Here is a 24,553-nt window from a genome sequence, read left to right as displayed (position 1 = left end):
GCCGACGAAGCGGAACGCGGAGCGATGTGGCGCGGCGGCCGTCACCTGTTTACAATTGAGTAAGCCTGTTCAGACGTGTCGTTTATCCGCCGTTCCGGCGGCAATGCGGCCCGCGACGTAGTCGGCAATGGTCCGGGCCATGGTTTCCGGGCACATCCGGTCGTTGTTGAACAGAAGGTCGTAGATGGCGGGGTTTGCTTCATCCTCGAAGAGAAACTCCCGGGTGAAATTGTCGATCTGGGCCTGCTGCTTTTCGATCAGATCCGCCGCCTTGTCGGGGGGGAGGTTCATCCTTTGGCAGATTGAGCCGATCTTGAACTCTCGGGAGCCGAAGATCCGGAAGTCATAGCAGTGTTCCCGGTGGTGGGTGATGATGGCTCCCCCCAGGCCGACGATGATGACGTTGCCCTGCTCCGCCAGGGAGACGATGTGGCTGCAGAGGAGCTCGAAGTATTCGTGGTCGGTCTTCCAGCGCTCGGAGAAGGTGGCCAGAACCTGGGAGAGGATACGGTTCTTGGTCCCCAGGGCCTCCAGAATTTCCCTCGAAACATGGTGGCGCCGTGCCACCTCATCCAGCACATCCTTGTCTACCAGCACCCACTGGTCGCCGGTCTGCTCCGGCATGAGCTTCAGGAGGCTCTCCGCAACGGGGTACCCTTCGCAGCCGAATTCCCTCGACAACGTTATGCAGGGGCGCGGTTTCGGGCCCTTCTGCCTATGGTGGGCCTTTTCCTTCTGGCGCCGGTTGTACTCCTCCAGGGCGCCGATTCTCAAGTCTACGGATGGAATAATCAGGTTTTCCGGCATGGGTGCTCCTCTGAATTGCCTATGTTGGTTTGCTGACTATAGTTCATCGGGGTAATGACCTCAAGGCTTATGGCTTACAGGTCAAAGCCGTGGCTCTGAAGGGAACGATTCCATCTCAGGGGAGAAGGGGGTCAAGGAGTGCTGCGATCAGGGTGCTGACGGCGCAGAGTAAGCCGCCCCAGCAGATGTCGACGGTCGCCATCCTGAGGGGCCACTCGCTGAGGGTGGCGCGGTTGGTGAGATCATAGACGCCGTAGACCACGAGACCGTAAAGAAATCCCCAGCCGAGGGCCGAGACCAGCGGACGGGCCGGGTCAACCCGGGGGAGGGCGAAGAGGACGATCCCTCCCGGCAGGGCCAGGTAGACCCCGGCCGCAGCCAGGAGGCGCGGTTTGATGGCGTCTCCTTCACTCCGGGCCAGGTCCCCCAGTTCCCGCAGGTAGAACCCCCGCATGAGGCGGCCGAGCCAGAGGTAGTCCAGCAGGAGGAAGAAGGGGAGGAGCGCGAGAAAGACAAGGAGACCGTGAGTCATGGCTGCCTCCGGAAATAGTTTGCCGCCCCGACCAGCAGCGGAGTCATGACTCCCCAGCCGGCAGCCAGGATCAGCATGGCCCCGGTGGTCGGCAGCGCCTCGGTGGCCCCGAGCCGGGCACCGCTGTAGTAGGCCAGGGGGCCTCCCACTGCCCCGAACAGGGCGGCCAGGAGGTACCTGCTCCGCAGCCATGCCAGGGAGACGTTCAGGGTGGTGGCGAAGTTGAACCAAAGTGCCACCATCCACAGGGGGCTGAAGGGGCGGGGAAGGAGATAAGCCAAGGGTAGAAAGACCCCGCCGGCAACGAGGGCGGTATCGAAGAAAAACCCGAGGACTCCCGCGGTCAGAATGAGTTTCGTCTCTCCCGGCCGATTATCGGTCAGGGCCAGGTGGATGGCGACCACCAGGGCCACCGCCGCCGGCCCGAGCCAGTGCCGCCCCCCGGCTGCCCCCAGCACCGCCGCGAACCAGGCCCCCTGGAAGAGGGCCACATTGAGAAGGTTTCTTCCCACCTATACCCCCGGTTCCACCATGCAGCCGGGCCGGGCGTAGACCACCTGTTCCACGCCGGTGAACCGCTCCGCGAATCCCCCTTCGCAGTAGGCGAGATAATAGTCCCACATGCGGATGAACCGGTCGTCGCAGCCCAGGGCCCGTACGGCGTCGAGCCGCTTGTGGAAGGTCCTGCGCCACTCCTGGAGGGTTCGGACATAGTGGGGAGTCAGGTCCTCCCGGTGGACCAGGCGCAGGTCGGTGGCCGCTGCCACGGCCCGGGCCATGGCCCCCGGCGACGGACAGCACCCACCGGGGAAAATGTAGCGGTTGATGAAGTCCGGGGTTTTGAGGTAGCGGTCATAGATCCGGTCGGGGACAGTGATGGCCTGGATGAGTCCCATGCCGTCGGCCTTGAGCCGCCGGCAACAGACTGCAAAGAAGGCGGGGAGGTGGCGGTGCCCCACCGCCTCGATCATCTCGATGGAGACGAGCCGGTCGAACTCTCCGGTCAGGTCCCGGTAGTCCCGCTGGAGCAGGGTGATGCGATCGTCCAGGCCGGCCTCCCGGATCCGTTCGGCCGCCAGGGAGAACTGCCGGCGCGAGATGGTGGTGGTCGTCACCCGGCAGCCGTAGTGCTCGGCCGCATGGATGGCAAAGCCTCCCCAGCCGGTGCCGATTTCAAGAAGCTCCATGTCCGGGCGAAGGTGGAGCGCGCGGCAGATCCGGTCAAACTTGGCGACGGAGGCCTCCTCCATGGTGCTGTCGTTCCGCTCGAAGATGCCGCAGGAGTAGGCCATGGTGGGATCCAGAAAGAGTCGGTAGAAGTCGTTTCCCAGGTCGTAGTGGGCGGCGATGTTGCGCCGGCTCCCCCGGCGCGTGTTGTCGTTCAGCCGGTGGAGGAGCCGCCGGAACGGGGCGATCAGCCTCGCCGTCGCTCCTTCCAGGCGCTCCTGGGCATCCTGGTTGCGCACCATGATCCGCACCAGGGCCGGCAGGTCATCACAGTCCCATTCGCCGTCCATGTACGACTCGGCGGCGCCGATGGTTCCTCCGATGGCGGTCCGGCGGTAAAAGGAAGGGGTGTGGACCCGCACCAGGGCCGAGAGGTCGGACCGGGAATCGCCGAATTCCATGCGCTGGCCGCTGTCCAGCAGGGTCAGGTGGCCGCTGGAGATGGCTCCAAGGCTTTTCTGCAACAGGGACCGGGCCAGGCGCTCCATGGGGCCGGCCGGCCGGATTACGGCGTCGGGATAGCCACTGCAGGTCTGCTCGGTAGTCCTCATGGGTGGTAGGCCCCTTTCGTGATGGTGAGTTTTTCCGGATGGGGGCAGAACGGAACCCCCTTTCGCCTGATGCGCAGGGCCTGCCAGTAAATGGCGGTTATGACCCGCGCCGTCATCCAGGGCCAGCGTGCCAGGGACCGTGCCAGGTTCTTCCCCGTCAGGGGGCGCCGTTCAAGGTCAAGCCGTGCCGAGAAGACGATTTCTCCCTGCCGCTCGTTCTCCATTTCAACCGCCAGGGTTTCGCCGGGAGCGGTGAAGCGCCAGGTGTAGCGGATATCCATGGGCATGAAGGGTGAGACGTGGAACTCCTTTTCCAGCTCGAACAGGTACCATTCCCCCTCCCGCTTGGCGCTTCGGGTATCCAGTGCCCGCACGTATTCCTCACCCCAGGGGGTGTTGTGGACTTCGGCGACTATGGCGTCGAGCCGCTGGCCGTCGGCGGCGAAGCAGTAGTAGATGCTGATGGGGTTGAAGCAGTATCCCAGGTAGCGCAGATGGGTCAGAAGGCCGATGGGGCCGGGGGGGCGGAAACCGAGCTGCTCCTCGGCCAGGTCACGTACCGCCGTGTCAAGGGGGCCTTCCCGGCGCAGGTGGTCGGCGCGCCGGAAGCTGGCCCAGGTGTGGCCTTCCACGGACCAGAACAGGCGGTTGGCGAAGACCAGCTCCAGTTCCGCCAGATCCAGGTAGACCATGAAGAGGCTGTAGCGGAACTCGTTGACAACCGGGGTAGTTCTTCGATGTTTCACCGTGCCGTCGTAGAGTGCGCTCCGGGCAGCCGGGGCCATCTCCAGCGCCTTGAGGCAGGCCGTATCCCACGGCGGACAGGCCCCCATCTCAGTCGTGCCCATCAGAGGCCCCTCCCGAATCGGCGGCAGACTGCCAGGGCGCTGTTGAGCCCATCCTCGTGGAAGCCGTACCCCCAGTACGCGCCGCAATACCAGGTGCGGTTGGTTCCGCTGATCTCGTCGCGGCGTTTCTGGGCCTCGAAAGCGGCCGGAGAATAGACCGGGTGGTGGTAGGTGATCCGGCGGATGATCCGCTCCGGAGCAATGGCCTCTGTCCCGTTGAGGGTGACGCAGAAGTCCGTCGATGTTGCCAGGGACTGCAATCTGTTCATCCAGTAGGTAACAAAGACCCCGTCCCGCTCATGCCGGGGGATGCGGCAGTTCCAGCTGGCCCGGGCCTTGGGAAGGCCAGGGAGCAAACGGCTGTCGGTGTGGAGCACCGTATCGTTTTCCTGGTACGGGATGGCGGAAAGGAGTTCCCGCTCCGCATCGGAGGGGTCAGTCAGCATGGCCAGCGCCTGGTCGCTGTGGCAGGCCAGGACCACCTGGTCAAAGTACTCGGTCTCTCCTCCCCGGGTCGTCACCGCCACCCGGTCAGGAAAGCGGCGTACCCGGTCCACAGGCGTGGAGAGCCGGACCCGGTCCCGAAACGGGCGGGCCAGCGGTGCCACATATTCCCGGGAGCCTCCGGCAACGACGCGCCAGCGGGGCTGGTCGACCACGTTCAGGATGCCGTGATTGGTGAAAAATCGGACAAAGGCCGCGGCGGGAAACATTGCAAAACGCTTGGGGTCTGCCGACCAGATGGCCGCCCCCATGGGAACCAGAAAGTTCTCCACGAAGGTGACCGAGTATCCGCGGTTTTTCAAGTAATCCCCCAGGGTCAGGGTCATTTCGTGGGAGTCGTAGAGCTCCCGTGCTTCCCGATTGAAGCGGACAATCTCCCGCAGCATCCGCCAGAAAGGACGGTTCAGGAAGTTGCGGCGCTGGGCGAAGAGCGTGTCCAGGTTTGTGGCACAGTACTCCAGTCCATTCCGTTCACTGGTGACCGAAAAGCTCATGACGCTCGGTCGGGACGCGACGTTGAGCCGTTCCAGGAGCCTGATGAAGTTGGGATAGGTCCGTTCGTTGAAGACGATGAAGCCGGTGTCCACGGCAAGGGTGGTGCCGTCCAGGGAGACGTCCACCGTGTTGGTGTGCCCCCCCAGGTAGTCGTTGGCCTCGAAGAGGGTCACCCGATGATCGTCGCAGAGCAGATGCGCCGTTGCCAGCCCCGCAATGCCGCCACCGATAATGGCGATGTTCATGATGCACCATTCTTTCGCGTGGTGTTGGTTTCGCGGATGACTCGTTCGGGATCGAACCCCTGTCGCCGAACCCGTTCCATAATGGCAGCATACACGTCGTCGTCCATAACCGGCGTGCGGCTGAGAACCCACAGGTATTTACGGTTCGGGGTGCCCACCACGGCGTATTCATAATCCTTTCCCAATTCGATGATCCAGTAGTCCCCCCGGAAGGGCCAGAAAAAGGAGACCTTGAGCCGTGCGTTGGAGGCTTTGTCAACCACCCACGCCCGCCCCTTTGCCCGGCGGATGTCCCCATCCTCCACATCGCGGCAGCTGTTCACCACGTCGATATCGCCGTCCTGCCGCAGCGCGTAGTGGGCGTTGCTCCCCAGGCACCCCTTCTGGAAGCTGTTGGGGTAGCGGGCGATCTCGTACCATGTGCCCACGTAGCGGTTCAGATCGACATATTCAACCGTCAGGAGCGGGGGGGATGCCGATGCGGCCATGGCGGCGCGACAGGCGAATCCGGCCGCAAGAAGCGTGGCGACTGCCAGTATGAACAGGGTTTTCATGAAGTCCTCCCCTCATTCATGACGATGCCTCCTGACCCACTTGTCCAGCGATATGACCGGCAGCACCACGGCTCCCACCAGCATCGCATAGAGCCATGCCATGCCGTCGAGGGGGGCAGTTCCGAAGACCGCCTGGAGCGGCGGCAGGTAGATGAAACACGCCTGCAGCAGCAGAAGAATGCCGATGCCTATGAAGATGGCCGGGTTGCTGAAAACCCCCTGGGAGAGCAGGGAATCCCGGAGCGACCGGCAATTGAGGAGATAAAAGACCTGGGTGAAGGTGATGCTGGTCACGCACATGGTCTGGGCCTCGGCCAGGGCCAGGGCATGGCGGGCCGCCGTAACCGGTTCAGGACCCACGATCCGGAAGTATTCCCAGAGGAAGAGGCCGCACCCGCCGGCGGCCATCAGGAGCGCCACTACAACGAGCCGCGCCACGATGAAGCCGGAAAAGACCGGCTCCCCGGGGGAGCGGGGGGGGCGGCGCATGGCGTTGGGCTCCAAAACCTCAAAGGCCAGGGGAATCGACAGGGTGACGCTCGCCACCAGGTTGATCCAGAGAGTCTGGCTGGGGGACATGGCCATGAGGAGCTCGTTGACTCCCTCGACCCGCACCGTGGGGAAGAAGAACATGGCGACGGACAGGGTGCAGGCGAGCCCCAGGTTGGTGGGAAGGACGAAGGCCAGGGACCTGACCAGGTTGTCGTACACCCGGCGTCCCTCCTCAACCGCCGCAGCGATGGAGGCGAAGTTGTCGTCCATGAGGACCACCTTGGCCGCTTCCTTGGAAACCGCCGTCCCCGTGATCCCCATGGCCACACCGATGTCGGCCCGCTTGAGGGCCGGAGCGTCGTTGACCCCGTCGCCAGTCATGGCAACCACGTACCCCCGGGCCTGGAGGGCCTCCACCAGCCGGATCTTGTGCTCCGGGGCCACCCGGGCGAAGACGTTGGTGGCCAGTGCCACCTCCTGCAGTTCCGCATCAGAGAGCCCGTCCAGCCGGCGCCCCTCCACGGGGGTCTGCCCCTCCTGCAGCAGGCCCAGCTGGCGGCCGATGGCCTCGGCCGTGACGGGGTGGTCGCCGGTAATCATCTTCACGGTGATACCGGCGCCGTGGCATTCCCGGATAGCGTCCATGGCCTCGGTGCGGGGGGGGTCGATCATGCAGAGAAGCCCCGCAAAGGTGAGCCCCCCGGCCACGTCCTCCGGGGAGATCTCCTCAGCGCGGTCCGCTTCTTTGGAAGCGCAGGCGATCACCCGCATCCCCTGGCGGGCGTAGATCTCCATGGCCTCGTGAATCCGGCGCCGCTCCGGCTCCGACAGGACGCAACGATCGAGGACGATTTCCGGCGCCCCCTTGAGGAGAATCCGGTGTCCCCCTTCCATCCGGTTCAGGGTGGCCATGAATTTGGTGTCCGACTCGAAGGGGATCACATCCAGGCGCCCGTGGCGGCTGCGCAGTTCGTGGTCGTCCAGTCCCCCTTTGCGTCCGGCGACCACCAGGGCCGCCTCCGTGGGGTCGCCGGTGATGGCCCAGCCGTCCCCTTCGGGGCGCAGGGCGGCATCGTTGCAAAGCAGGGCGATGATAAGCAGTTTCTCCAGGGGGGGCGGCATCTCCGCCAAGCGGGTGCCGTCATGCTCGATCTCCCCCGCCGGCCCGTAGCCGATGCCGGAGAAGCGGTACTCGTGGCCGTCGAGCCATGCCACCTGCACCGTCATCTCGTTGCGGGTGAGGGTGCCGGTCTTGTCCGAGCAGATGACCGAGGTGGAGCCCAGGGTCTCCACCGCCGGCAGGTGGCGGACAACGGCGTGGCGGTCGGCCATGCGCCGTACGCCGATTGCCATGCAGATAGTGATGACCGCCGGCAGCCCCTCGGGGATGGCGGCCACCGCGAGGGAAACAGCCACCATCAGGGCTTCCCCCACCGGCGCATCCTTGATCCAGATACCGAAGGCAATCAACACCGTCACCACGACCACCACTGCAATGGTGATCCCGCTGCTCACCTTGGCCAGCTGCCGGGTGAGGGGGGTTTCCAGCTGGCTCGTCTGGTTGAGGAGGGCATTGATCCGTCCAAGTTCCGTGCCGTTCCCCGTGGCCACCACCACTCCCGTGGCTGCCCCCTGCACCACCAGCGTCCCGCTGTAGGCCATGCAGACCCGGTCCCCCAGGGGGGCGTCGGGCGACACCGGATCGGATTGCTTTGCCACCGGCAGGGACTCGCCGGTGAGAGCCGCCTCCTCCACCAGCAGGTTCTTGACCCTGATGAGGCGCAGGTCGGCCGGCACCTTGTCGCCGCTCTGGAGCGTCACCAGATCCCCCGGGACCAGCAGGTCGGCGGGGACCGTCACGGCGCGCCCCTCCCGCAGGGCCGTCGTCCCCTCGGGGATCATTGCCGACAGGGCCTCGATGGCCTTGCCTGCTCGGTATTCCTGGATAAAGCCGATTATGGCGTTGATGATCACGGCGCCGAAGACCACGGCGGCATCGGTGGGCTTCCGCAGGGCGAGGGCCAGGGCGCCGGCGGCGATGAGGAGCCAGCCGATGGGGTTGTTGATCTGGCGCCAGAAGAGGAGCAAGGGGCCGTCTCCCCCTTTCCGGAGCAGGGTGTTGGGGCCGTGACGCCGGAGCCGCTCCGCCGCCTCGGCAGACGTCAGCCCGTCGGGGCCTGTCTCAAGGCGTGCCAAGACCTCCCGCTCCGGCGCTGTATGCCAGGGAAGCTTGCCCGGGTTGGTTGTGGTGCTATTCGACGAGTCATTCAATCCAGGCTGGGGTTGCAAGTACGTACCTCCGATTTTTATTTATATCAATGGTCTGACTTCCACCACCCTGAACCAGGCGGCATGGGTGACCGCATTGCCGGTCCCCGGACCGACGAGGGTTTCGGCGTTCTCCTTGATGTGGGCCAGCATCTCACCCTCTTCTTCGGTCCTGATCAGTTCCAGGGCCAGCCGCACCCCACTGAAACCCGGCGTCCCCGCCTTGAACAGAAAAGAGGCGTGGGGATTCCGGGCGATGTTGCGGACGGTGCGGCCGTCGGTCATCCCCCAGACCAGGGTGGTTTCGTCGATGAGGTGGGGGCGGGCATAGACGGCGGTGTTGACGCTGCCGTCAGGGGCGGCGGTGGCCATGACCCCCAGGCCCGGTTGCTGGAACAGTTCGTAAAGGTTCATGGAGCTTTCTCCTCTCGGTGGAACATTTATCACCCCCGGGGCGGCAGGGGGAAGAAGGCGCTCGTGCGGCGTTTGTACTCCTCGAAGTCGGGTCGTCCCTCGTAGTGTTTTTCCAGCATCGGGATGCCTGAAACCTTGAGGATCAGCACCGTGATGGCCAGGGGGCCGATGACGGTCCACCACCCGCCGGGAACCGCAAGGGCTATGAGCCATATCCCCCACCAGAGGGTCACCTCGCCGAAGTAGTTGGGGTGGCGGGTGTAGCGCCAGAGTCCGCCGGTCATGAGCTGCCCCTTGTTTTCCGGATTGCGGATGAAGTGCAGCAGTTGCCGGTCCCCCACCGCCTCGAACAAGAACCCGGTGAGCCAGATGAAAAAGCCCAGGCTGTCCAGCCATCCGAGCGGTGTCGGCGGCGCTCCGTTGACGAAGATCACCGGCACCGCCACCAGTACCAGGAGCACCCCCTGGAGCATGAATACCTGGAGGAACGAGCGGAGCACGAACCAGCGCCCCCACTCCTCCCGCCACTGCCGGTAACGGGGATCCTCCCCCTTGCCCCGGTTGCGGGTGTGGATGTGAAGGGCGAGCCGCACCCCCCAGACCAGCACCAGGAGGGAGACCAGGAGGCCCCGGGGGGCGTAGTGGCCGCCGGCCACGAGGGAGACCGCCGCCGCCAGGATGAACCCGAGCCCCCAAGCCACGTCGGCGATGTCGTTGCGCCCCTTCAGCCGGGAAGCAACGAACCAGCCGGTCATAGAGGCGAGCACGAATCCGGCGGTAGTCAGGAGAATCGCCGTCACAATGCTGCCCCTCCTTCCTTCCCCCCTCCACCCTCCAGGATGGAGCGAATTCTCAGGGCCGCCACCCGGCAGACTGCCAGGTAGGGGGCAGCCGGCATCGGGACCTCGAAGACCACTCGGCACCGCTCCTGCCCCAGTGGCTCCACCCGGTGGCCAGTGGCGGGGATGCCGGCAACCGACCAGCACCAGCGGCGCCCCGGCTCGAACTCGGTGATCCGGAAGGGGAGCCGCAGGCCGACGACCGTCCGTACCCATCCGATCGTGCCGGGGCCGATGAAGCGCTCCGGGCACTCAACCCCGGAGACCGATGGCCCCCACTCGCTCCAGCGCCGAGTATCGGTAAGCAGTTCCCAGGCGGCCGCAGCCGGGGCCCGCACCTCAACGGCCGTTTCCATGCCTCTCTCCCATGAGGAGCTTCCCGATACCGTCCGCCGGTTCCCATCGGCGCAGGTGCCAGAGCAGATAGCCGGCCATGGCGAAATTTCCCAGGGTCATGATAAGGATGAACCAGAGCCCCGCCCGCCCCGCGCTTCGCTCCCGCCAAGCCACCCAGAGCCAGAAAAAGAGAAATCCGAAGTAGGCATCGGCCAGGGTTGCGCGGAACCAGGGATCCGGTAAGAGGAGGCGGGCGGCGGTGACCACGTCCTCGTGGATGGAGGCGGTGACGGTCACGAAGAGCATGACGGCCAGCACAATAAGGCATATGGTGGTCAGGAGGGCCTTCATCTCAGCCGCTCCCCAGGAGATCATTCTTCAGCGTGTCGTCGATGGGCCTTCGGCCCAGCCAGATGCCGAAGTAGGCTGCCGCGAAATCGGCCCCTTCGATGGTGATGAGCGGCGTGCCGTTCAGGGTGAGCTCCGTCCCCCGGCCAGGGAGGTAGGTGAGGGCGTACCGGTCACCGGGCTTCACGTCCCGGTAGGCGGCGTTGATGCGGTCAATGCGGCTGCGCAACCGCGCCAGCTCCTCGGCGGCAAGGTTGCGCCTGAGAACCGGTTCGGCCCCCTTACCGAAATCGCTTCCCTTGATTGACACCAGGTAGCTGAGCTCCAACCGCTTCGGTACATCGGTCAGCACCCGCTGGGGAGGAACCCCTTCCGGAAGATAGAGGGCCGCCACGTAAGCCTTGATGACCTTGAGGTAGCGAAGCAAGGCGGCATTGTGGAGGGTGAGGGTAGCATCACCAGCCTGAATCCGTTCGAGAAAGGTCACCCCCTGGACGCTCCGGCCGTGGGAAGCGGCTGGCGGTGTCAGGGCGAAGCAGAGAAGGCAGAGGATAACGATGGGTGCTTTCATGGGCGGCTCCTGTGATCACTCTGGATTCTAGCAGTCGCCGGTGTATACGCAAGCGAGGACGCGGAAAGTTGCCGTGGCCGTGCGGAGCGCCGACGGTCTGCTATAGTTCTGGAGATGGAATTGTTCCATCAGGGTAAGCTGGGATGCCGTGCCAGAATAGCGGCCCGGTGGATATGACCATGGATGTGGCAGCCGGGGCCACGGTGCCGGCCACGCTGAGGCCCATGAATGAACACGCGATGGGGATGATCAATGAAATTTCTGACAGTGAGGGCGATGTTGGCAGGAATACTGGCGGGGCTCTTGCCTGCCTGCGCCGGTGAGCGTCCCGCCAGCCTGGGGGTGAGGGATGGGAGGCTGTCCCCCTGCCCCTCATCCCCCAACTGCGTATCCAGCCAGGAGTCCGACGATCGGCACCGGATCGCCCCCCTGGCGTTCACGGGGGATCCCGATGCGGCCTTCGCGCACCTGATGCTGGTCCTGGAAGCACGGGGCGACACGACCATCATCGAACAGACGGGGGAATACCTGCGGGTGGAGTTGCGCACCACCTTCTTCGTGGATGACGGAGAGTTCCTCCTGGATCGGGGGCGGCGGGTCATCCACGTCCGTTCGGCCTCGCGTCTGGGCTATTCAGACTTGGGTAAAAACCGCGGCAGGATGGAGGATATCCGCCGTGCCTTTTCCCCGGCGGGGTCAGCACCATGAACAGAATGGTGTCACTCATGGAGCACGGGATGCTTCCCGACGCCGTCATCCGTAGCGGCATCCGGCGGCTTCTGATGAAGCGGTTGCAGGAAGAGAGCTGCGGCGACACAGAGGCGGATCGAGCGCGCCAACGTGAGTTTTTCGAACAACTGAGCCACAGTCCCTTGGCAATGGAAACGGGCGCCGCAAATAAGCAGCACTACGAGCTGCCTCCCGACTTTTTCTCCCTCGTTCTGGGGCCTCGCCGCAAGTACAGCTGTTGCCTCTATCCCCCCGGCGTCGATGACTTAGCCACCGCCGAGGAAGCAATGTTGCGGCTCACCTGTCAAAGGGCCGGTCTGGCCGATGGGATGGATATCCTTGAACTTGGGTGCGGGTGGGGTTCCCTGACCCTCTGGATGGCCGAGCACTATCCTGATGCCCGCATCACGGCGGTTTCCAACTCTGCGCCCCAGCGGCAGTTCATCCAAGGGGCCTGTCGAGGGCGGGGCTTCGGTAATGTGAGGGTCATCACTGCCGACATGAACGACTTCACCATTGAGAAGACCTTCGACCGGGTCGTATCGGTGGAGATGTTCGAACACATGCGCAATTACGCCGAGCTTCTGCGCCGCATCGCAGGCTGGCTGAAGGACGACGGGCGGCTTTTCGTTCACATTTTTTGCCACCGAACCCTGGCATACCTGTTCCAGACCGATGGGGAAGACGACTGGATGGGCCGATACTTCTTCACCGGCGGCATCATGCCGTCTGACCATCTCCTCTTCTATTTCAATGACCACCTGGCGGTTGAGGATCACTGGCGAGTGGGCGGCCGTCATTACCAGCGGACCTGTGACGGCTGGCTTGAACGGATGGATACCGAGCGCCGGAAGATTCTGGAGATTTTCTGGGATGTTTACGAAGGCGACGCTCCGGTCTGGTTCCAGCGCTGGCGGGTATTTTTCATGGCCTGCTCTGAGCTCTTCGGGTACAGCGAAGGCAATGAATGGTTCGTATCCCACTATCTTCTCAGGAAGAACTCAGCCGGTGTCTTGTGCGGGAACCGACAAAAGGCCCTGTCCTTTTCTGGAGTGTGTAAGTGACCATTGAGATTCTGCTCGTGCTGGGCCTGGTCCTCTCTGCGGTAATCCTCTTTGCCACGGAGCGGATTCCGGTTGACATCGTCGCCCTCATTCTCATGGCAACGCTCCTTCTTTCCGGTATCATTGCCCCGGAAGAAGCCATCGGAGGTTTCAGCAACCCGGCCACAGTCACCGTTGGGGCAATGTTCATACTTTCGGCGGGGCTTTTCAGGACCGGCGCGGTGAACCTGCTGGGAATCACCCTGGCCCGGCTGGGAGCGTTGAGTTTCTGGCTGGTCCTGGTAGTTATGATGCTGGCGGTGGGGGTACTCTCCGCCTTTATCAACAACACGGCTGCAGTGGCCATCTTTCTTCCCATTGCCCTGGGAGTGGCTCGGGATACGGGGGTATCGGCCGGCAGGCTCCTCATGCCCCTCTCCTTTGCCTCCATGTTCGGCGGGGTTTGCACCCTCATCGGTACCTCCACCAATATTCTCGTATCCTCCATTGCCGGCCGGCATGGCCTCGAACCTTTCGGCATGTTCGAGATGAGCGGTCTTGGTCTCATTTTTTTCGCAGCGGGGAGTGTCTACATGCTGCTGGTGGGCGTGAGGCTCATTCCCGAGCGCAAGGGGGAGGAGGACCTGCGAAGGCTCTTCGGCATCAGCGATTACCTGACCGAGATCGTGCTGGAGCCGGAGGCCCGCTCCGTGGGATCGGTGCTGGCCGATTCGCCGCTGCTGCAAGATATTTCGATCCGGAGCGTGGAGGTATTCAGGGACGGGACCCTCCTCGATGAGCCCGGCGACCGGATCGTGCTCCAGGCCGGCGATCATCTGAAGGTCCGCTGCGATCTGGAGAATTTCAGGAAACTCAAGGAGCGGCGCGGCATCGCCCTGCGACAGGATTCGGGCCGTGCGCCGGGAGAGGAGGCGGTCCTGGTGGAGGCGGTGGTGGCACCGGGGTCCACCCTGGACGGCCGAAGTCTCAAACAGGCACGGTTCCGTTCCCGGTACGGCCTTACGGCGCTTGCGGTCCGCCACAGGGGGCGGCTCATGAGGGAAGACCTGGAAATGATGCAGCTGCGGGCGGGCGACGTTCTTCTCTTCGAGGTGGAGCAGCACCACCTGGACCATCTCCGGGAGGACAAGACCTTTGTTCTGGTCTCCCAGGTTGAGCTCCCCGTCTTCCGCAAAAGCAGGATGGTCACTGCTGTTGCCATCGTGGCTGCAGTGGTGGCTGCCGCGGCAACGGGGCTGGTTCCCATCGTGGCCGGAGCCATCGTTGGTTGCATCCTGATGGTTCTGACCCGTTGTCTGACCCGCGAGGAGGCCTACAGCGCCATCAACTGGCAGGTGATCTTTCTCCTTGCCGGAGTTCTCACCCTGGGGACTGCCCTGGAAAAGAGCGGCGCAGCACGTCTCCTGGCGGGCTACCTGGTTGAGACGGTGGGGACATGGGGGCCCGTGGCCCTGGTCTCGGCCTTCTACCTCGCGACGTCGCTGCTGACCGAGATGATGTCCAATAATGCGACGGCAGCCATGCTGGCTCCCATCGCCATCGCTTCAGCCGAGGCATACGGGGTTGATTCCCGCCCCTTCCTCATGGCCATCACCTTTGCCGCTTCAGCCAGTTTCATGACCCCGGTCGGCTACCAGACCAACACCCTGATCTATGGGCCAGGCCAGTTCAGGTATGCTGATTTTCTGCGAGTGGGAACGCCACTCAATATTCTTTTTTGGGTTCTGGCGACGATATTCATTCCGCGCTTCTGGCCTTTTTGACGGGGAGAGCTGCCCATGGAAACCTTGATGGAACTGATTGGAACAGTCAGGCAATACCTTGAAATTCCCATTCTGAAGCTCGGCGGCGCCCCCGTGACCCTCTGGGCCATCATTCAACTGGTGGTGCTGGTGGCGCTTCTCTTCTACCTCTCGGGCAAGCTGCGGACCTGGATCGTTGAGCAGTTCCTCACCCGGACCAGGATGGAGCTGGGCGCCCGCCAGGCCACCGGCTCCATTATTCGCTACACCATCATAGCCATCGGTTTCATCGTCATCCTCCAGACCGCCGGCATCGACCTTACCGCACTCAACGTTCTGGCCGGCGCCGTCGGCATCGGCGTCGGTTTCGGCCTCCAGAACATCGTCAATAACTTCGTCAGCGGCATCATCATCCTCTTCGAGCGTCCGATCAAGGTGGGGGACCGGATCGTGGTGGGCACCGTTGAGGGGGATGTGGTTCATATCGGCGGCAGGAGCACGACCGTGGTGACTAACGACAACATCACCATCATTGTGCCCAATTCCAAGTTCATCACCGAGAATGTGGTGAACTGGAGCCACAACGAGCGGAAGGTCCGGTTCCGGATTCCCGTGAGCGTTGCCTACGGCAGCGATGTTCATCTGGTGGAGCGGCTACTCCTGGAGGTGGCTGCCGACAATGCCGACGTGCTGGAAAAGCCGCCACCTGCCGTGCGTCTCATGGAATTCGGGGACAGCGGACTCAACTTCGAGTTGAGGGCCTGGAGCACTACTCTCATCCATCGGCGCGGACTTCTTACGAGCGCCCTCAATTACGGCATTTACAAGGCGTTCACAGAAAACGGCATTGAAATACCATTTCCCCGGCGCGATATTCGCATATTTAATGACGGGATGGGCAACCCATCATAATGATTGTGGATTTGAGTTGAGCAATTGCCGTGCTGAGGGGGATTCATGATCACGCAGATCAAAAAATTTGAAAAAATGATTATTTTCTCACTGGTAGTCATGATGGCACTGGTTCTGTTTCTTGCAACGCTTGAGCTGGCCTGGATCATCGTGAAGGATATCGTTTCGCCGCCGTTTCTTCTCCTGGAAATTGATGAATTGCTGGAGATTTTCGGTCTGTTCATGCTGGTTCTGATCGGAATTGAGTTGCTGGAAACCATCGCGAAAACCTATCTGGCCCAATCAACCGACCACGCAAGGATCGTGATGGCGGTTGCAATCATTGCAATTGCCCGAAAGGTCATCATTCTCGATGTGAAGGACCTTTCGGGCCAGGTCCTTTTGGGGATAGCGGCAATAATTCTGGCGCTGAGCATCGGCTATTACCTGATACGGCGAAGGTCGGGCGGTTCGGAGAGGGAAGGGGATACGTCATCTGAGCCTGAGCGGCTGTAACCGTTGGAGTGAGTCATTTTCTGTTGCCGTTGGCGGGCGCGGCGGCAAACAGCTTAGCGGAGATAAGTTGTGAACGGTGCAGGTACTGAGTTGAGACAGTCTTCAAAGCCAAAACGCTATGCAGTGGTTACGGGTGTCGCGTGGACCCTTGCCGTGGGCTTTTCGATGGCCTGGAGTTTTATTCAGGAGCGGGATGCGATGCACGAGGCGGCGAAGGTGGACGCCAGGGCCCAGTTCGAGAAGGATATCGTGTACCGGCGCTGGAATGCCGGTCACGGCGGAGTATATGTGCCCGTCACGGAGCGTGCCCAGCCCAACCCGTGGCTTGCCGGCCTGAAGGACCGGGATGTGGAAACCACCACGGGGAAACGGCTCACCCTCATCAATCCCGCCTACATGACACGACAGGTCCACGAGCTCAATTTCGAAAGCTCGGGCATCCGGGGCCACATCACGAGCCTCAGACCCATTCGGCAGGCCAATGCGCCTGACAACTGGGAAACCCGGGCATTGGAATCCTTCGAGCGGGGACAGCAGGAATACTCCTCGGTTGAACTCATGGACGGTGTCCCCCATCTTCGCCTGATGAGGCCGCTGATGGTGGAGCAGTCCTGCCTCAGGTGCCATCCCGGCCCGAGCTATTCAGTGGGCGACGTTCGCGGCGGCATCAGTGTTTCAGTTCCCCTTGCGCCCTATTCGGCCCTTGCCCGGAACAAGATGGCCGCCACAGGCGCAGGTCATCTGACGTTCTGGGCGGCAGGGCTCGGGGGCATCATCCTGGCGGCGCGCCGGATCACCCGCGACGACCGCTCTCTTCTCTTGCAGCAGGCACGGCTTGCCGAAAGCGAAGAGCGTAACCGGCTCCTGTCGGAGGTAGCTCTGGAAGGGATCGTTATCCACGACAGGGGCATTGTTCAGGATATGAACGCCAGGTTTGCAAAACTGTTCGGCTACCCGCGGGAGGAGTTGGAGGGAATCAACGTGATATCCCTGCTGTTCCATCCTGATGATATCGGTTCCATGATCGATAAGATGAGCAGGGCACATTCTGAGCCCTACCAGGTGCGTGGGGTGAAAAAGGACGGAACGGTCTTTGATGTTGAGATCGAGGGCTACAATCTGCAGCACGGGGACAAGTCCGTCAGGGTCGTGTCGGTGCGGGACATCACCGAGCGTAGGCGGGCTGAGGAGGCCTTGCGCCAAAGTGAGGCACTCTTCAGGAATCTGTTCGAGCACCATGCGGCCGTCAAGCTGATCATTGATCCCGTCAGTGGCGCCATCGTCGACGCCAATAACGCGGCGGTGAGCTTTTACGGCTGGTCCCGTGAGCAGCTCAGGGCCATGAATATCCGGGACATCAACATGCTTTCGCCCGAGGAGCTGGTGAGCGAGCTGGAAAATACCAAAAATATGGAGCGGATCCACTTCTTTTTCCGTCACCGCCGGGCGGACGACTCCGTCCGAGATGTTGAGGTGTTCAGCAGCAGGATCGAGGTGAAGGGAAGGGAGTATCTGCACTCCATCGTTCACGACGTTACCGAGCGCAAACGTGCGGAGGAAGAGCTCCTTCTCGCCAAGGAACAGGCCGAATCCGCCAACAGGGCAAAGTCGGAATTCCTCGCCAACATGAGCCATGAGATCCGCACTCCCATGAACGGCGTGATCGGCATGACCGGCCTGCTGCTGGAAACGGGGCTCGCCGACGAACAGCGGAGATATGCCGAAATAGTCAGGACCAGCGCCGCATCGTTGTTGCAGGTCATTGACGATATTCTCGACTTCTCCAAGATCGAGGCCGGCAGGCTGGAGATGGAAACCATCGGTTTCGACCTGCGCACCTTGCTTGATGACCTGGCGGAATCTCTGGCGTTCAAGGCGAATGAAAAGGGGTTGACGTTCACCTGCCTGCTCCGGCCCGAGGTGCCCCGGTTCCTGATGGGCGATCCGGTCCGATTGAAACAGGTCCTGGTCAACCTCGCGGGGAATGCGCTCAAATTCACTCACCAGGGCGAAATCTCCGTGGAGGTCGGCTCCCTGACTAAAACGGGCGACTCGGTCAAGCTCCGTTTTGCCGTGCGTGATACCGGCATCGGCATTCCGCCCGAAAAAACGGAGCTTCTGTTTGAGAAGTTCACCCAGGCGGATGCTTCGATTACGCGTAAATACGGCGGCACTGGTCTCGGCTTGGCCATCTGCAAACGGCTGGTGCAGATGATGGGCGGAGAGATCGGGGTCACCAGCCGGCCCGGCGTGGGCTCCGAATTCTGGTTTACTGCTTCCTTCGGCACACAGAACCTCCGGGACTCCTCTCCGGAGCCGGACGGCGGTGACGGTCCGCTGCAGCTGCTGAGCGATCTGGGGCACGACGATGTCCGTATCCTGCTGGTCGAAGACAACGCCACCAACCGACAGGTGGCTCTTGGGATCATAAAACGGCTCGGCCTGCGGGGCGATGCCGCGGCCAACGGCGCAGAGGCATTGGACCTGCTGGCGACGACTCCCTACGATCTGGTTCTGATGGATGTTCAGATGCCTGTCATGGACGGGTTCGAGGCAACCAGGCACATCCGCGATGTCCGGTCGCCGGTCCTCAACCACGAGATTCCCGTCATTGCCCTCACTGCCCATGCGATGAAGGGAGACCGGCGCAAGTGCCTGGACGCGGGCATGAATGACTATCTCGCCAAACCGATCTTCCCTGACGCTCTGGCCGAGATGTTGGTCAAGTGGCTCCCTCGCCGCTGCCGGATTTCAAACGACGGTGACGGGGAGCGCGCGAACGCGGTGCCGGCTGTGCCGGATGGAACGCCCGTCTTTGACCGTCCGGGCCTGGAGGCACGGCTCATGGGAGACGAATCTCTGGTGACGGAGGTCGTTGCGGCATTCCTGGCTGATATGCCTGACCTGATCGAACGGCTCAGGGCGGCAGTGGCTGACGGTGAGCCGGCAACCGTTGCCCACTGGGCCCATACCATCAAGGGGGGGGCCGCCAGTGTCGGGGGAGAGCGGCTGCGGGCGGCCGCGGCAGCCTTGGAGTATGCGGCGGTTGCGGGAGGCATGGGCGGTGTCGCCTGCTGCATGAACATGCTGGAAATCGAATTCGGCCGATTATGTGAAATCATGAGACAAGACTACGTCAAGGAGTGACGCCTATGCGAATTCTCATCGCCGATGATGATGTAACCTCGCGCACTATGCTGACCGGACTGATGAAACGGTGGGGCTACGACGTGGTGGAGGCGATTGATGGAGCGCAGGCCTGGGAAGAACTGCAAAAAAGCGATGCCCCCAAGCTGGCCGTACTGGATTGGGTTATGCCCGTCATGGACGGGGTGGAGGTGATCCGGCAGGTCCGTGCCCGGTCAGCTGAACATCTGCCCTACATTCTCCTGCTCACGGCCAAAAACGGTACTGACGACGTAATCCGCGGGCTCGATGCCGGCGCCGACGATTACGTGGGCAAACCGTTCAGTCTCGGAGAACTGCGCGCCCGGATCCAGGTGGGCCGCCGCACCGTCGAGCTGCATTCGAGACTGCAGGAGACCCAGGAGGCCCTGAATCACCAGGCCACCCACGATCCATTGACCGGCGTCATGAACCGGCGCGCGATTATTGACCACCTGGAAAAAGAGCTGTCCCGGGTCAAGCGGGATGGGGGAAGTTTGAGCATCGGCATCCTGGATATCGATCACTTCAAGCGGGTAAACGACCGTTACGGTCATCAGACCGGAGACGAGGTGCTGTGCGGCTGCGTCGGAGTGCTGGGGGGGCTGCTCAGGGACTATGACCTGCTGGGTCGGCTGGGCGGAGAAGAATTCCTCGTGGTAGCTCCGGGCACGGGAGATGATTGCAATCATCTCTATGAGCGGCTCCGGGCGGCCATAGCTTCGACAAAATTCACCTCCAGGGCTAAGCCGGTGTCAGTTACCGTAAGCATCGGTGTTGCCGCGTGCGACGGCACCGCCGGTCTGGACGAACTGCTGGCTGCCGCCGATGATGCCTTGTATCGGGCTAAAAGGTCAGGACGGGACCGCGTGGTTCAGGCGGGATCACCATGATTGGTCGAGCCGGTGGGACGCGTAGCGGGCACGCTGCATGTCTCCGACTCTCTCTCCTTGCTGTGGAGTCCAGCCAGGATCATATCTTCCGTCGACATCTGTCGGACCGCTTGGTTCAGTGAAAGAAAGCTGATCAGGTTCCCATATCGTTCCTGCCAGCCGGCCCGTTGGGCCAGATCCCGGACCGGCCCCTTCATGCCGGCGAATGCCACGACAATTCCCCTTTCCCCGTGGCCTTCGATGATCACCTCCAGTGCCGCCAACGCTACCGCATCCATATCGTTGACCCCCGAGAGATCGAATATGATTTGGCGCACATCCGCCCGCTCTGCTAGGGTAGCCCGCAGCCAGTCCCCTACAAACGCCATGTTGGCGAAGTAGAGGGAAGCGTCGACCCGCACGAGCAGCATGCCGCGAGGCACAACGGCATGAGGGTAGCGGCGGATGTTACGGAAGACCCCTTCCTCTTCAAGCCACCCCAGTTCGGCGATGTGGGGATGGGCACTCCGCCATATGAAAACCAGCAGCGAGAAGATGACGCCCGCTACGATGCCTGCCTCCACGCCGAAACCGAGCGTAACCAGGAACGTCAGAACAAACGTGTAGCCGTCGCTGGGCTTCACCCGAAAAAGGTAGCGGGCTTCGGCTGCCTCCACCAGGCCGGCAACGGCCACAATGACGATTGCAGCCAGGATCGTTTTTGGAAGGTAGTGGAAGAGGTGAGTGAAGTGAAGCAGTATGATGCCGATGAGAGTTGCCGTAATCATGCCGGCCAGGCCTGTTCTGGCACCGGCCCGATGGTTGACCGCGGTGCGGGAAAAGCCGCCGGTGACCGGATAGCCTGAAAAAAATGCCGCAGCCACATTGGCAATGCCGAGTCCGACCAGTTCACGGTTCGGGTAGATCGGGTATTTTTCCCGGTCGGCAATGAGACCGGCAACGGCAAATGATTCCAGATAGCCGATCAGGGCGATGGTCACGGCGGCCGGCAGGAGCGTAAGTATTTGATCCGCGGCGAATGGCGGCAGGGAAAGGGGGGGAAGCCCATGGGGAAGATCACCGACAGTCCTGACCCCTGCCTGATCCAGGTGCAAAAGGGCCGTCAGCGGAATGCCGAGGACGATTGCCGCCAGCGGAGCGGGAAAGCGGGGCGCGAACCGTTGCAGGAGAAGCAGCATGCAGATGGCCGCCAGCCCCATTACGCTGGTCAGGAGGTGGAGCGTCCCAATGTTCCGGACCACGCCGGCGGCCAGCTCCAGAGCGGACTCGCCGCCGTCGCCGGATATTCCAAGCAGGTTCTTAAACTGGCTCAGGCTGATGAGAAGCGCCGCCGCCGAGGTGAACCCTCCGATGGCGGCCCGGGAGAGGAAGTTGACCATGAAACCGGCCCGGACGGTTCCCAAAAGCAGTTGCAGCACACCTGTCAGTAGGGCAAGTTGCAGGGCTGCGGACACATAGCTCGCTGAACCCGCGTGGGCAACCTTGCTGCAGGCTACGTGCACAAGCAGCGATACGATGGCAACGGGTCCCACGGACAGGTGGCGCGACGACCCGGCCAGGGCATAGGCCAGCAGCGGCACCGTAGCAGCATAAAGCCCCATGATGGGGGGAAGCCCTGCAAGCAGCGCATAGGCCATTCCCTGGGGGGCCAGTATCACCGCAACCACTGCGCCTGCCGCCAGATCCGGGAGTAGATCGGCCGGACGATAGGAGCGGAGCCATTCGGGCAGCAAAGAGGAGGGCGTCAACCTCATGGAGTCACAGACCGGCCCGCTCCAGCCAGACCAGTAAACCGATCAGCAACGCCGACAGGGGCAGGATAACCACCCAAGGGGTCACCCGCAACAGTTCCGGGAAGGTGAGGGTGCCGAAATCGCCCTTGGGAAGAATGGTTCTGGACAGGTAGGGAAAGGAGTGAGCGTAGAGTCCTGCACCGATGATGATCCCCGACATCCCGCCCACGAAGGCGTCCATCTTTCCCTGTGCCACAGCCGCGGCGATGGTGCCGGGGCAGTAGCCCAGGACGGCGAAGCCGACGCCGAAGATGAGACCTCCCACCAGCGTCATCCCCAGTGAGCCGGGCTTGGGGTGGAGCTGGGCAAAGCCGAGGCTGCGGAGCAGGTGAACGCCGATCATCCCCGTCAACATGGCGGTCACCATGATCTTGATGACGGTGAAGTTTCGGAACAGCAGCTGCCCCACAATCACATCGTACTCGGTGACATTGCCCTTCTGAAGAAGGAATCCGAACAAAAAGCCGATTACGAGTCCCAAGATAAGCTGGGCCGGTTTGTTGGCGTGAAGGGCGGAAAACATGGCCTAACCTCCCAGAGCGTACTTGACGAAGGCGGTTGCGGCTCCGGAGGCGAAAAAGGCCGCCACTGCCAGCCAGCCGCTCACCGCCAGTTGCAGGGTGCCGCTGATGCCGTGGCCGCTGGTGCAACCACCGGCCCAGCGTGCGCCGAATCCCATGATGATGCCGCCGGCAAAGGCGGTAACCAGGCGGGGTAGATGTTCTGGTCCGAAGGTGGCGGCCCAGAGGGACGGTACCCACTGGAGGCGGAACTCCCCTGACAGCCACGAAGAGGTGAAGGCTCCCAGAACGATCCCTGCCACCAGCATCCACTCCCAGTCGATTTCCGGGACGAACTGTCGATAGTAGGGCATCTCGCGCACCTTCTGCCCCCGGACCAGTTGCTCCAGCATGCCGCTGGTCCGGGCAAAGGCGGTGGAACAGCCGATGGGCTTGTCCGACAGGACGAAGGCGAAGCAGGAGAGGAGGCCGATGCCGATCCCCACAGCATAGGGGGACCATTCGGTCATGGTCAGAAATGAGATCATGGTTTTTACCCCCGTCACCGTCCCATGAAGCGCGGACCGTGGGGCACCACGCAGAGGGGGCATTCCGGTGCGAACCCTGCGGCATTGAAGCCGGTCATGCCGCCGGCCACGTTCCAGACCCGGCTGAAGCCGTTGCGCTTGAGGATGCTGGCCGCCAGGCTCGACCGGTGGCCCGTGCTGCACACCAGCGCGATGTCCCGGTCGGGGTCAAGCTCGGTATGGCGGGTACGGAGCTGGGGAGCCGGAATGTGGATCGCCCCTTCCACGTGGGCAGCCCCGAATTCACCGACGGAGCGCACATCCACCAGCACCAGCCCGTCGCCGCAGGAGATGCGCTGGTTCAGCTCGGGTGCCGAAAGTTGAGGGACGTGATCCGTGCCAAAGCCTGCCTTGGCCCATTCGAACATCCCCCCCTCCAGGTAGCCGATAACCTGATCGAGCCCCACCCGGTGAAGCGCAACTGCCGCTTCCGATGCCTCATGGGCCTGTTCAGCCACGAGGAGAATTTTCCGGTCGGGAGGGAGGACCCACCCGGCAAAGGTGGCGAAGTTTCCGCCCAGGTCGATGTGGTAGGAACCAGGCACGTGCTGCCCTCCGAAGGCGGCGTATCCCCGAACATCGAGAACCACGGTGTCGCTCTCGGCCATAGCCTCACGGAAACGTTGCGGGGGCAGCGGGGCGGGGACCGGGAGGGTCCGAACCAGTGCCGGTCCCCGGCGGTTGATGTCGCTGCAGCGGGAGAAATGGTCCGGAGCGGCCGGCATGTCCGTAGTGAGTGAGGTTATGAACCGCTGCCGGTCGCCAATGGCGAGCGCGCCGTTGTAAAGCTTCTCGTACCCCACGGTGCTGGTTCGCTTGGCCCCCATGGCCCTGCCGCAGAGGGAACCCGCGCCGTGGGCCGGATAGACCTCGCAGAAGGGGGGGAGCGCCATGAGCTTTTCATGGAGAGAACCATATAGTTTTGCGGCCAACTCCAGGGCCATGCCCGGAAAAAGGTCGGGGCGTCCCACATCCCCCACGAAAAGAGTGTCGCCACAGAAAATTACGGCCGGTTCCGGGCCCCGGCCATGATCCACGACCACGTAGGTAATATGCTCGGGTGTGTGGCCGGGGGTTTCCAGGACCCGGATTTCCAGGTCATCGATCCGGAAGCTGTCCCCCTCTGCCACGTCCAGGTGGCTGAACTGACAATCTGCGGACCTGGGAGCCACTATGACGGCGCCGGTAGCCTCGGCCAGGTCAAGATGTCCCGAAACAAAATCGGCATGGAGATGGGTCTGGAGAATGTGGGTGATTTTCATTCCCATGGACGCTGCCGCATCCAGGTATATCTCAATATCGCGCCGGGGATCGACAATCGCGCAGGTTGATGTTCCGCCGAGCAAATAAGAGCTGTGTGCCAGGCCGGATACGAAGAATTGCTGGATAAACACGTGATAACCCTCCTTGGAAGAATATATGCAAATATTTATGAGTTATTATTCCATCTAATATCCACATAGCAAGCATTAATTATAAATACCACATATATTGCTGGATTATGCCTGTGTCTCCGGTATCGAAGGAGGGACCAGAGCCTGGATTGACTGCGAAACTAGCCGGCACGCAGGCATAATCACTCGGTCGGCAAGCAGCTCGGATGAAGGTTGAATGTGAGACCCGCCGAAGTCGGCGGGTCTGT

Annotated in this window: 24 protein-coding genes; 7 read left to right on the top strand and 17 right to left on the bottom strand. The window is 62.4% G+C overall.

Annotated elements, in window-relative coordinates:
• Positions 1–69 precede the first annotated feature (69 nt).
• The 13 genes from GS_RS11705 to GS_RS11645 form a co-directional block, all read right to left on the bottom strand.
• Complete coding sequence (locus GS_RS11705; protein WP_010942969.1) at positions 70–807, bottom strand: AAA family ATPase; 738 nt, start codon at positions 805–807, stop codon at positions 70–72.
• A gap of 115 nt (positions 808–922) precedes the next feature.
• The gene (locus GS_RS11700; protein WP_010942968.1) at positions 923–1,339 is read right to left on the bottom strand and encodes a DUF2177 family protein; all 417 of its coding nucleotides are present in this window, start codon (positions 1,337–1,339) and stop codon (positions 923–925) included.
• A complete protein-coding gene (locus tag GS_RS11695; protein ID WP_010942967.1) occupies positions 1,336–1,851 on the bottom strand; it encodes a DUF2878 domain-containing protein in 516 nt (171 codons plus the stop codon). Before GS_RS11695 ends, GS_RS11700 begins: the two co-directional genes overlap by 4 nt.
• Complete coding sequence (locus GS_RS11690) at positions 1,852–3,117, bottom strand: SAM-dependent methyltransferase (protein WP_010942966.1); 1,266 nt, start codon at positions 3,115–3,117, stop codon at positions 1,852–1,854.
• Positions 3,114–3,965 carry a DUF1365 domain-containing protein gene (locus GS_RS11685; protein ID WP_010942965.1) on the bottom strand — a complete coding sequence of 284 codons (852 nt, stop codon included), beginning with the start codon at positions 3,963–3,965 and terminating at the stop codon, positions 3,114–3,116. The genes GS_RS11690 and GS_RS11685 overlap by 4 nt, the downstream gene beginning before the upstream one ends.
• Positions 3,965–5,209, bottom strand: a complete 1,245-nt coding sequence (locus tag GS_RS11680) for an NAD(P)/FAD-dependent oxidoreductase (RefSeq protein ID WP_010942964.1) — start codon at positions 5,207–5,209, stop codon at positions 3,965–3,967. Before GS_RS11680 ends, GS_RS11685 begins: the two co-directional genes overlap by 1 nt.
• The gene (locus GS_RS11675) at positions 5,206–5,763 is read right to left on the bottom strand and encodes a lipocalin family protein (protein WP_010942963.1); all 558 of its coding nucleotides are present in this window, start codon (positions 5,761–5,763) and stop codon (positions 5,206–5,208) included. The genes GS_RS11680 and GS_RS11675 overlap by 4 nt, the downstream gene beginning before the upstream one ends.
• Positions 5,764–5,775: 12 nt before the next feature.
• The gene (locus tag GS_RS11670; protein WP_268741945.1) at positions 5,776–8,526 is read right to left on the bottom strand and encodes a cation-transporting P-type ATPase; all 2,751 of its coding nucleotides are present in this window, start codon (positions 8,524–8,526) and stop codon (positions 5,776–5,778) included.
• Positions 8,527–8,565: 39 nt separating this feature from the next.
• Positions 8,566–8,937, bottom strand: a complete 372-nt coding sequence (locus tag GS_RS11665; RefSeq protein ID WP_010942961.1) for a pyridoxamine 5'-phosphate oxidase family protein — start codon at positions 8,935–8,937, stop codon at positions 8,566–8,568.
• Positions 8,938–8,966: 29 nt separating this feature from the next.
• Positions 8,967–9,737 (bottom strand): DUF1295 domain-containing protein, encoded by a 771-nt coding sequence (locus tag GS_RS11660; protein WP_010942960.1) that lies wholly within the window; start codon positions 9,735–9,737, stop codon positions 8,967–8,969.
• A complete protein-coding gene (locus tag GS_RS11655) occupies positions 9,734–10,132 on the bottom strand; it encodes an SRPBCC family protein (RefSeq protein ID WP_010942959.1) in 399 nt (132 codons plus the stop codon). The genes GS_RS11660 and GS_RS11655 overlap by 4 nt, the downstream gene beginning before the upstream one ends.
• The gene (locus GS_RS11650) at positions 10,116–10,463 is read right to left on the bottom strand and encodes a DUF1475 family protein (protein ID WP_010942958.1); all 348 of its coding nucleotides are present in this window, start codon (positions 10,461–10,463) and stop codon (positions 10,116–10,118) included. Before GS_RS11650 ends, GS_RS11655 begins: the two co-directional genes overlap by 17 nt.
• Before the next feature lies 1 nt (position 10,464).
• Complete coding sequence (locus GS_RS11645; RefSeq protein ID WP_010942957.1) at positions 10,465–11,031, bottom strand: chalcone isomerase family protein; 567 nt, start codon at positions 11,029–11,031, stop codon at positions 10,465–10,467.
• A gap of 252 nt (positions 11,032–11,283) precedes the next feature.
• Between GS_RS11645 and GS_RS11640 the strand changes: the two genes are divergently transcribed.
• The 7 genes from GS_RS11640 to GS_RS11610 all read left to right on the top strand — a co-directional run bounded on the left by GS_RS11640 (position 11,284) and on the right by GS_RS11610 (position 20,031).
• Positions 11,284–11,739 carry a DUF1499 domain-containing protein gene (locus tag GS_RS11640; protein WP_010942956.1) on the top strand — a complete coding sequence of 152 codons (456 nt, stop codon included), beginning with the start codon at positions 11,284–11,286 and terminating at the stop codon, positions 11,737–11,739.
• 5 nt (positions 11,740–11,744) lie between these two features.
• Positions 11,745–12,824, top strand: coding sequence for an SAM-dependent methyltransferase (locus GS_RS11635; protein WP_010942955.1), 1,080 nt, complete (start codon positions 11,745–11,747; stop codon positions 12,822–12,824).
• A complete protein-coding gene (locus GS_RS11630) occupies positions 12,821–14,587 on the top strand; it encodes an SLC13 family permease (RefSeq protein WP_010942954.1) in 1,767 nt (588 codons plus the stop codon). Before GS_RS11635 ends, GS_RS11630 begins: the two co-directional genes overlap by 4 nt.
• A 15-nt stretch (positions 14,588–14,602) precedes the next feature.
• Positions 14,603–15,478 carry a mechanosensitive ion channel family protein gene (locus GS_RS11625; protein WP_010942953.1) on the top strand — a complete coding sequence of 292 codons (876 nt, stop codon included), beginning with the start codon at positions 14,603–14,605 and terminating at the stop codon, positions 15,476–15,478.
• A 45-nt stretch (positions 15,479–15,523) separates the two neighbouring features.
• Positions 15,524–15,973, top strand: a complete 450-nt coding sequence (locus GS_RS11620) for a phosphate-starvation-inducible PsiE family protein (RefSeq protein ID WP_010942952.1) — start codon at positions 15,524–15,526, stop codon at positions 15,971–15,973.
• Between the two features lie 123 nt (positions 15,974–16,096).
• A complete protein-coding gene (locus tag GS_RS11615; RefSeq protein ID WP_235044884.1) occupies positions 16,097–19,120 on the top strand; it encodes a PAS domain S-box protein in 3,024 nt (1,007 codons plus the stop codon).
• 5 nt (positions 19,121–19,125) lie between these two features.
• On the top strand, positions 19,126–20,031 hold the full coding sequence (locus GS_RS11610; protein WP_010942950.1) for a GGDEF domain-containing protein: 906 nt from the start codon (positions 19,126–19,128) through the stop codon (positions 20,029–20,031).
• Here the strand turns inward: GS_RS11610 and GS_RS11605 are convergent.
• Genes GS_RS11605 through GS_RS11590 form a run of 4 tightly spaced genes read right to left on the bottom strand, consistent with a single transcriptional unit; the run spans position 20,013 to position 24,305 of the window.
• A complete protein-coding gene (locus GS_RS11605) occupies positions 20,013–21,785 on the bottom strand; it encodes a SulP family inorganic anion transporter (protein WP_010942949.1) in 1,773 nt (590 codons plus the stop codon). The genes GS_RS11610 and GS_RS11605 overlap by 19 nt on opposite strands.
• Before the next feature lie 4 nt (positions 21,786–21,789).
• Positions 21,790–22,347, bottom strand: a complete 558-nt coding sequence (locus GS_RS11600; protein WP_010942948.1) for a YeeE/YedE thiosulfate transporter family protein — start codon at positions 22,345–22,347, stop codon at positions 21,790–21,792.
• Between the two features lie 3 nt (positions 22,348–22,350).
• Positions 22,351–22,872, bottom strand: coding sequence for a YeeE/YedE thiosulfate transporter family protein (locus GS_RS11595; protein ID WP_010942947.1), 522 nt, complete (start codon positions 22,870–22,872; stop codon positions 22,351–22,353).
• A gap of 14 nt (positions 22,873–22,886) precedes the next feature.
• The gene (locus tag GS_RS11590; RefSeq protein ID WP_010942946.1) at positions 22,887–24,305 is read right to left on the bottom strand and encodes an MBL fold metallo-hydrolase; all 1,419 of its coding nucleotides are present in this window, start codon (positions 24,303–24,305) and stop codon (positions 22,887–22,889) included.
• Positions 24,306–24,553 lie beyond the last annotated feature (248 nt).

This window comes from Geobacter sulfurreducens PCA (assembly GCF_000007985.2).
Taxonomy (GTDB): domain Bacteria; phylum Desulfobacterota; class Desulfuromonadia; order Geobacterales; family Geobacteraceae; genus Geobacter; species Geobacter sulfurreducens.
The sequence above is the reverse complement of the archived record's forward strand: the minus strand, read 5'-3'. Positions and strand labels throughout refer to the sequence as shown.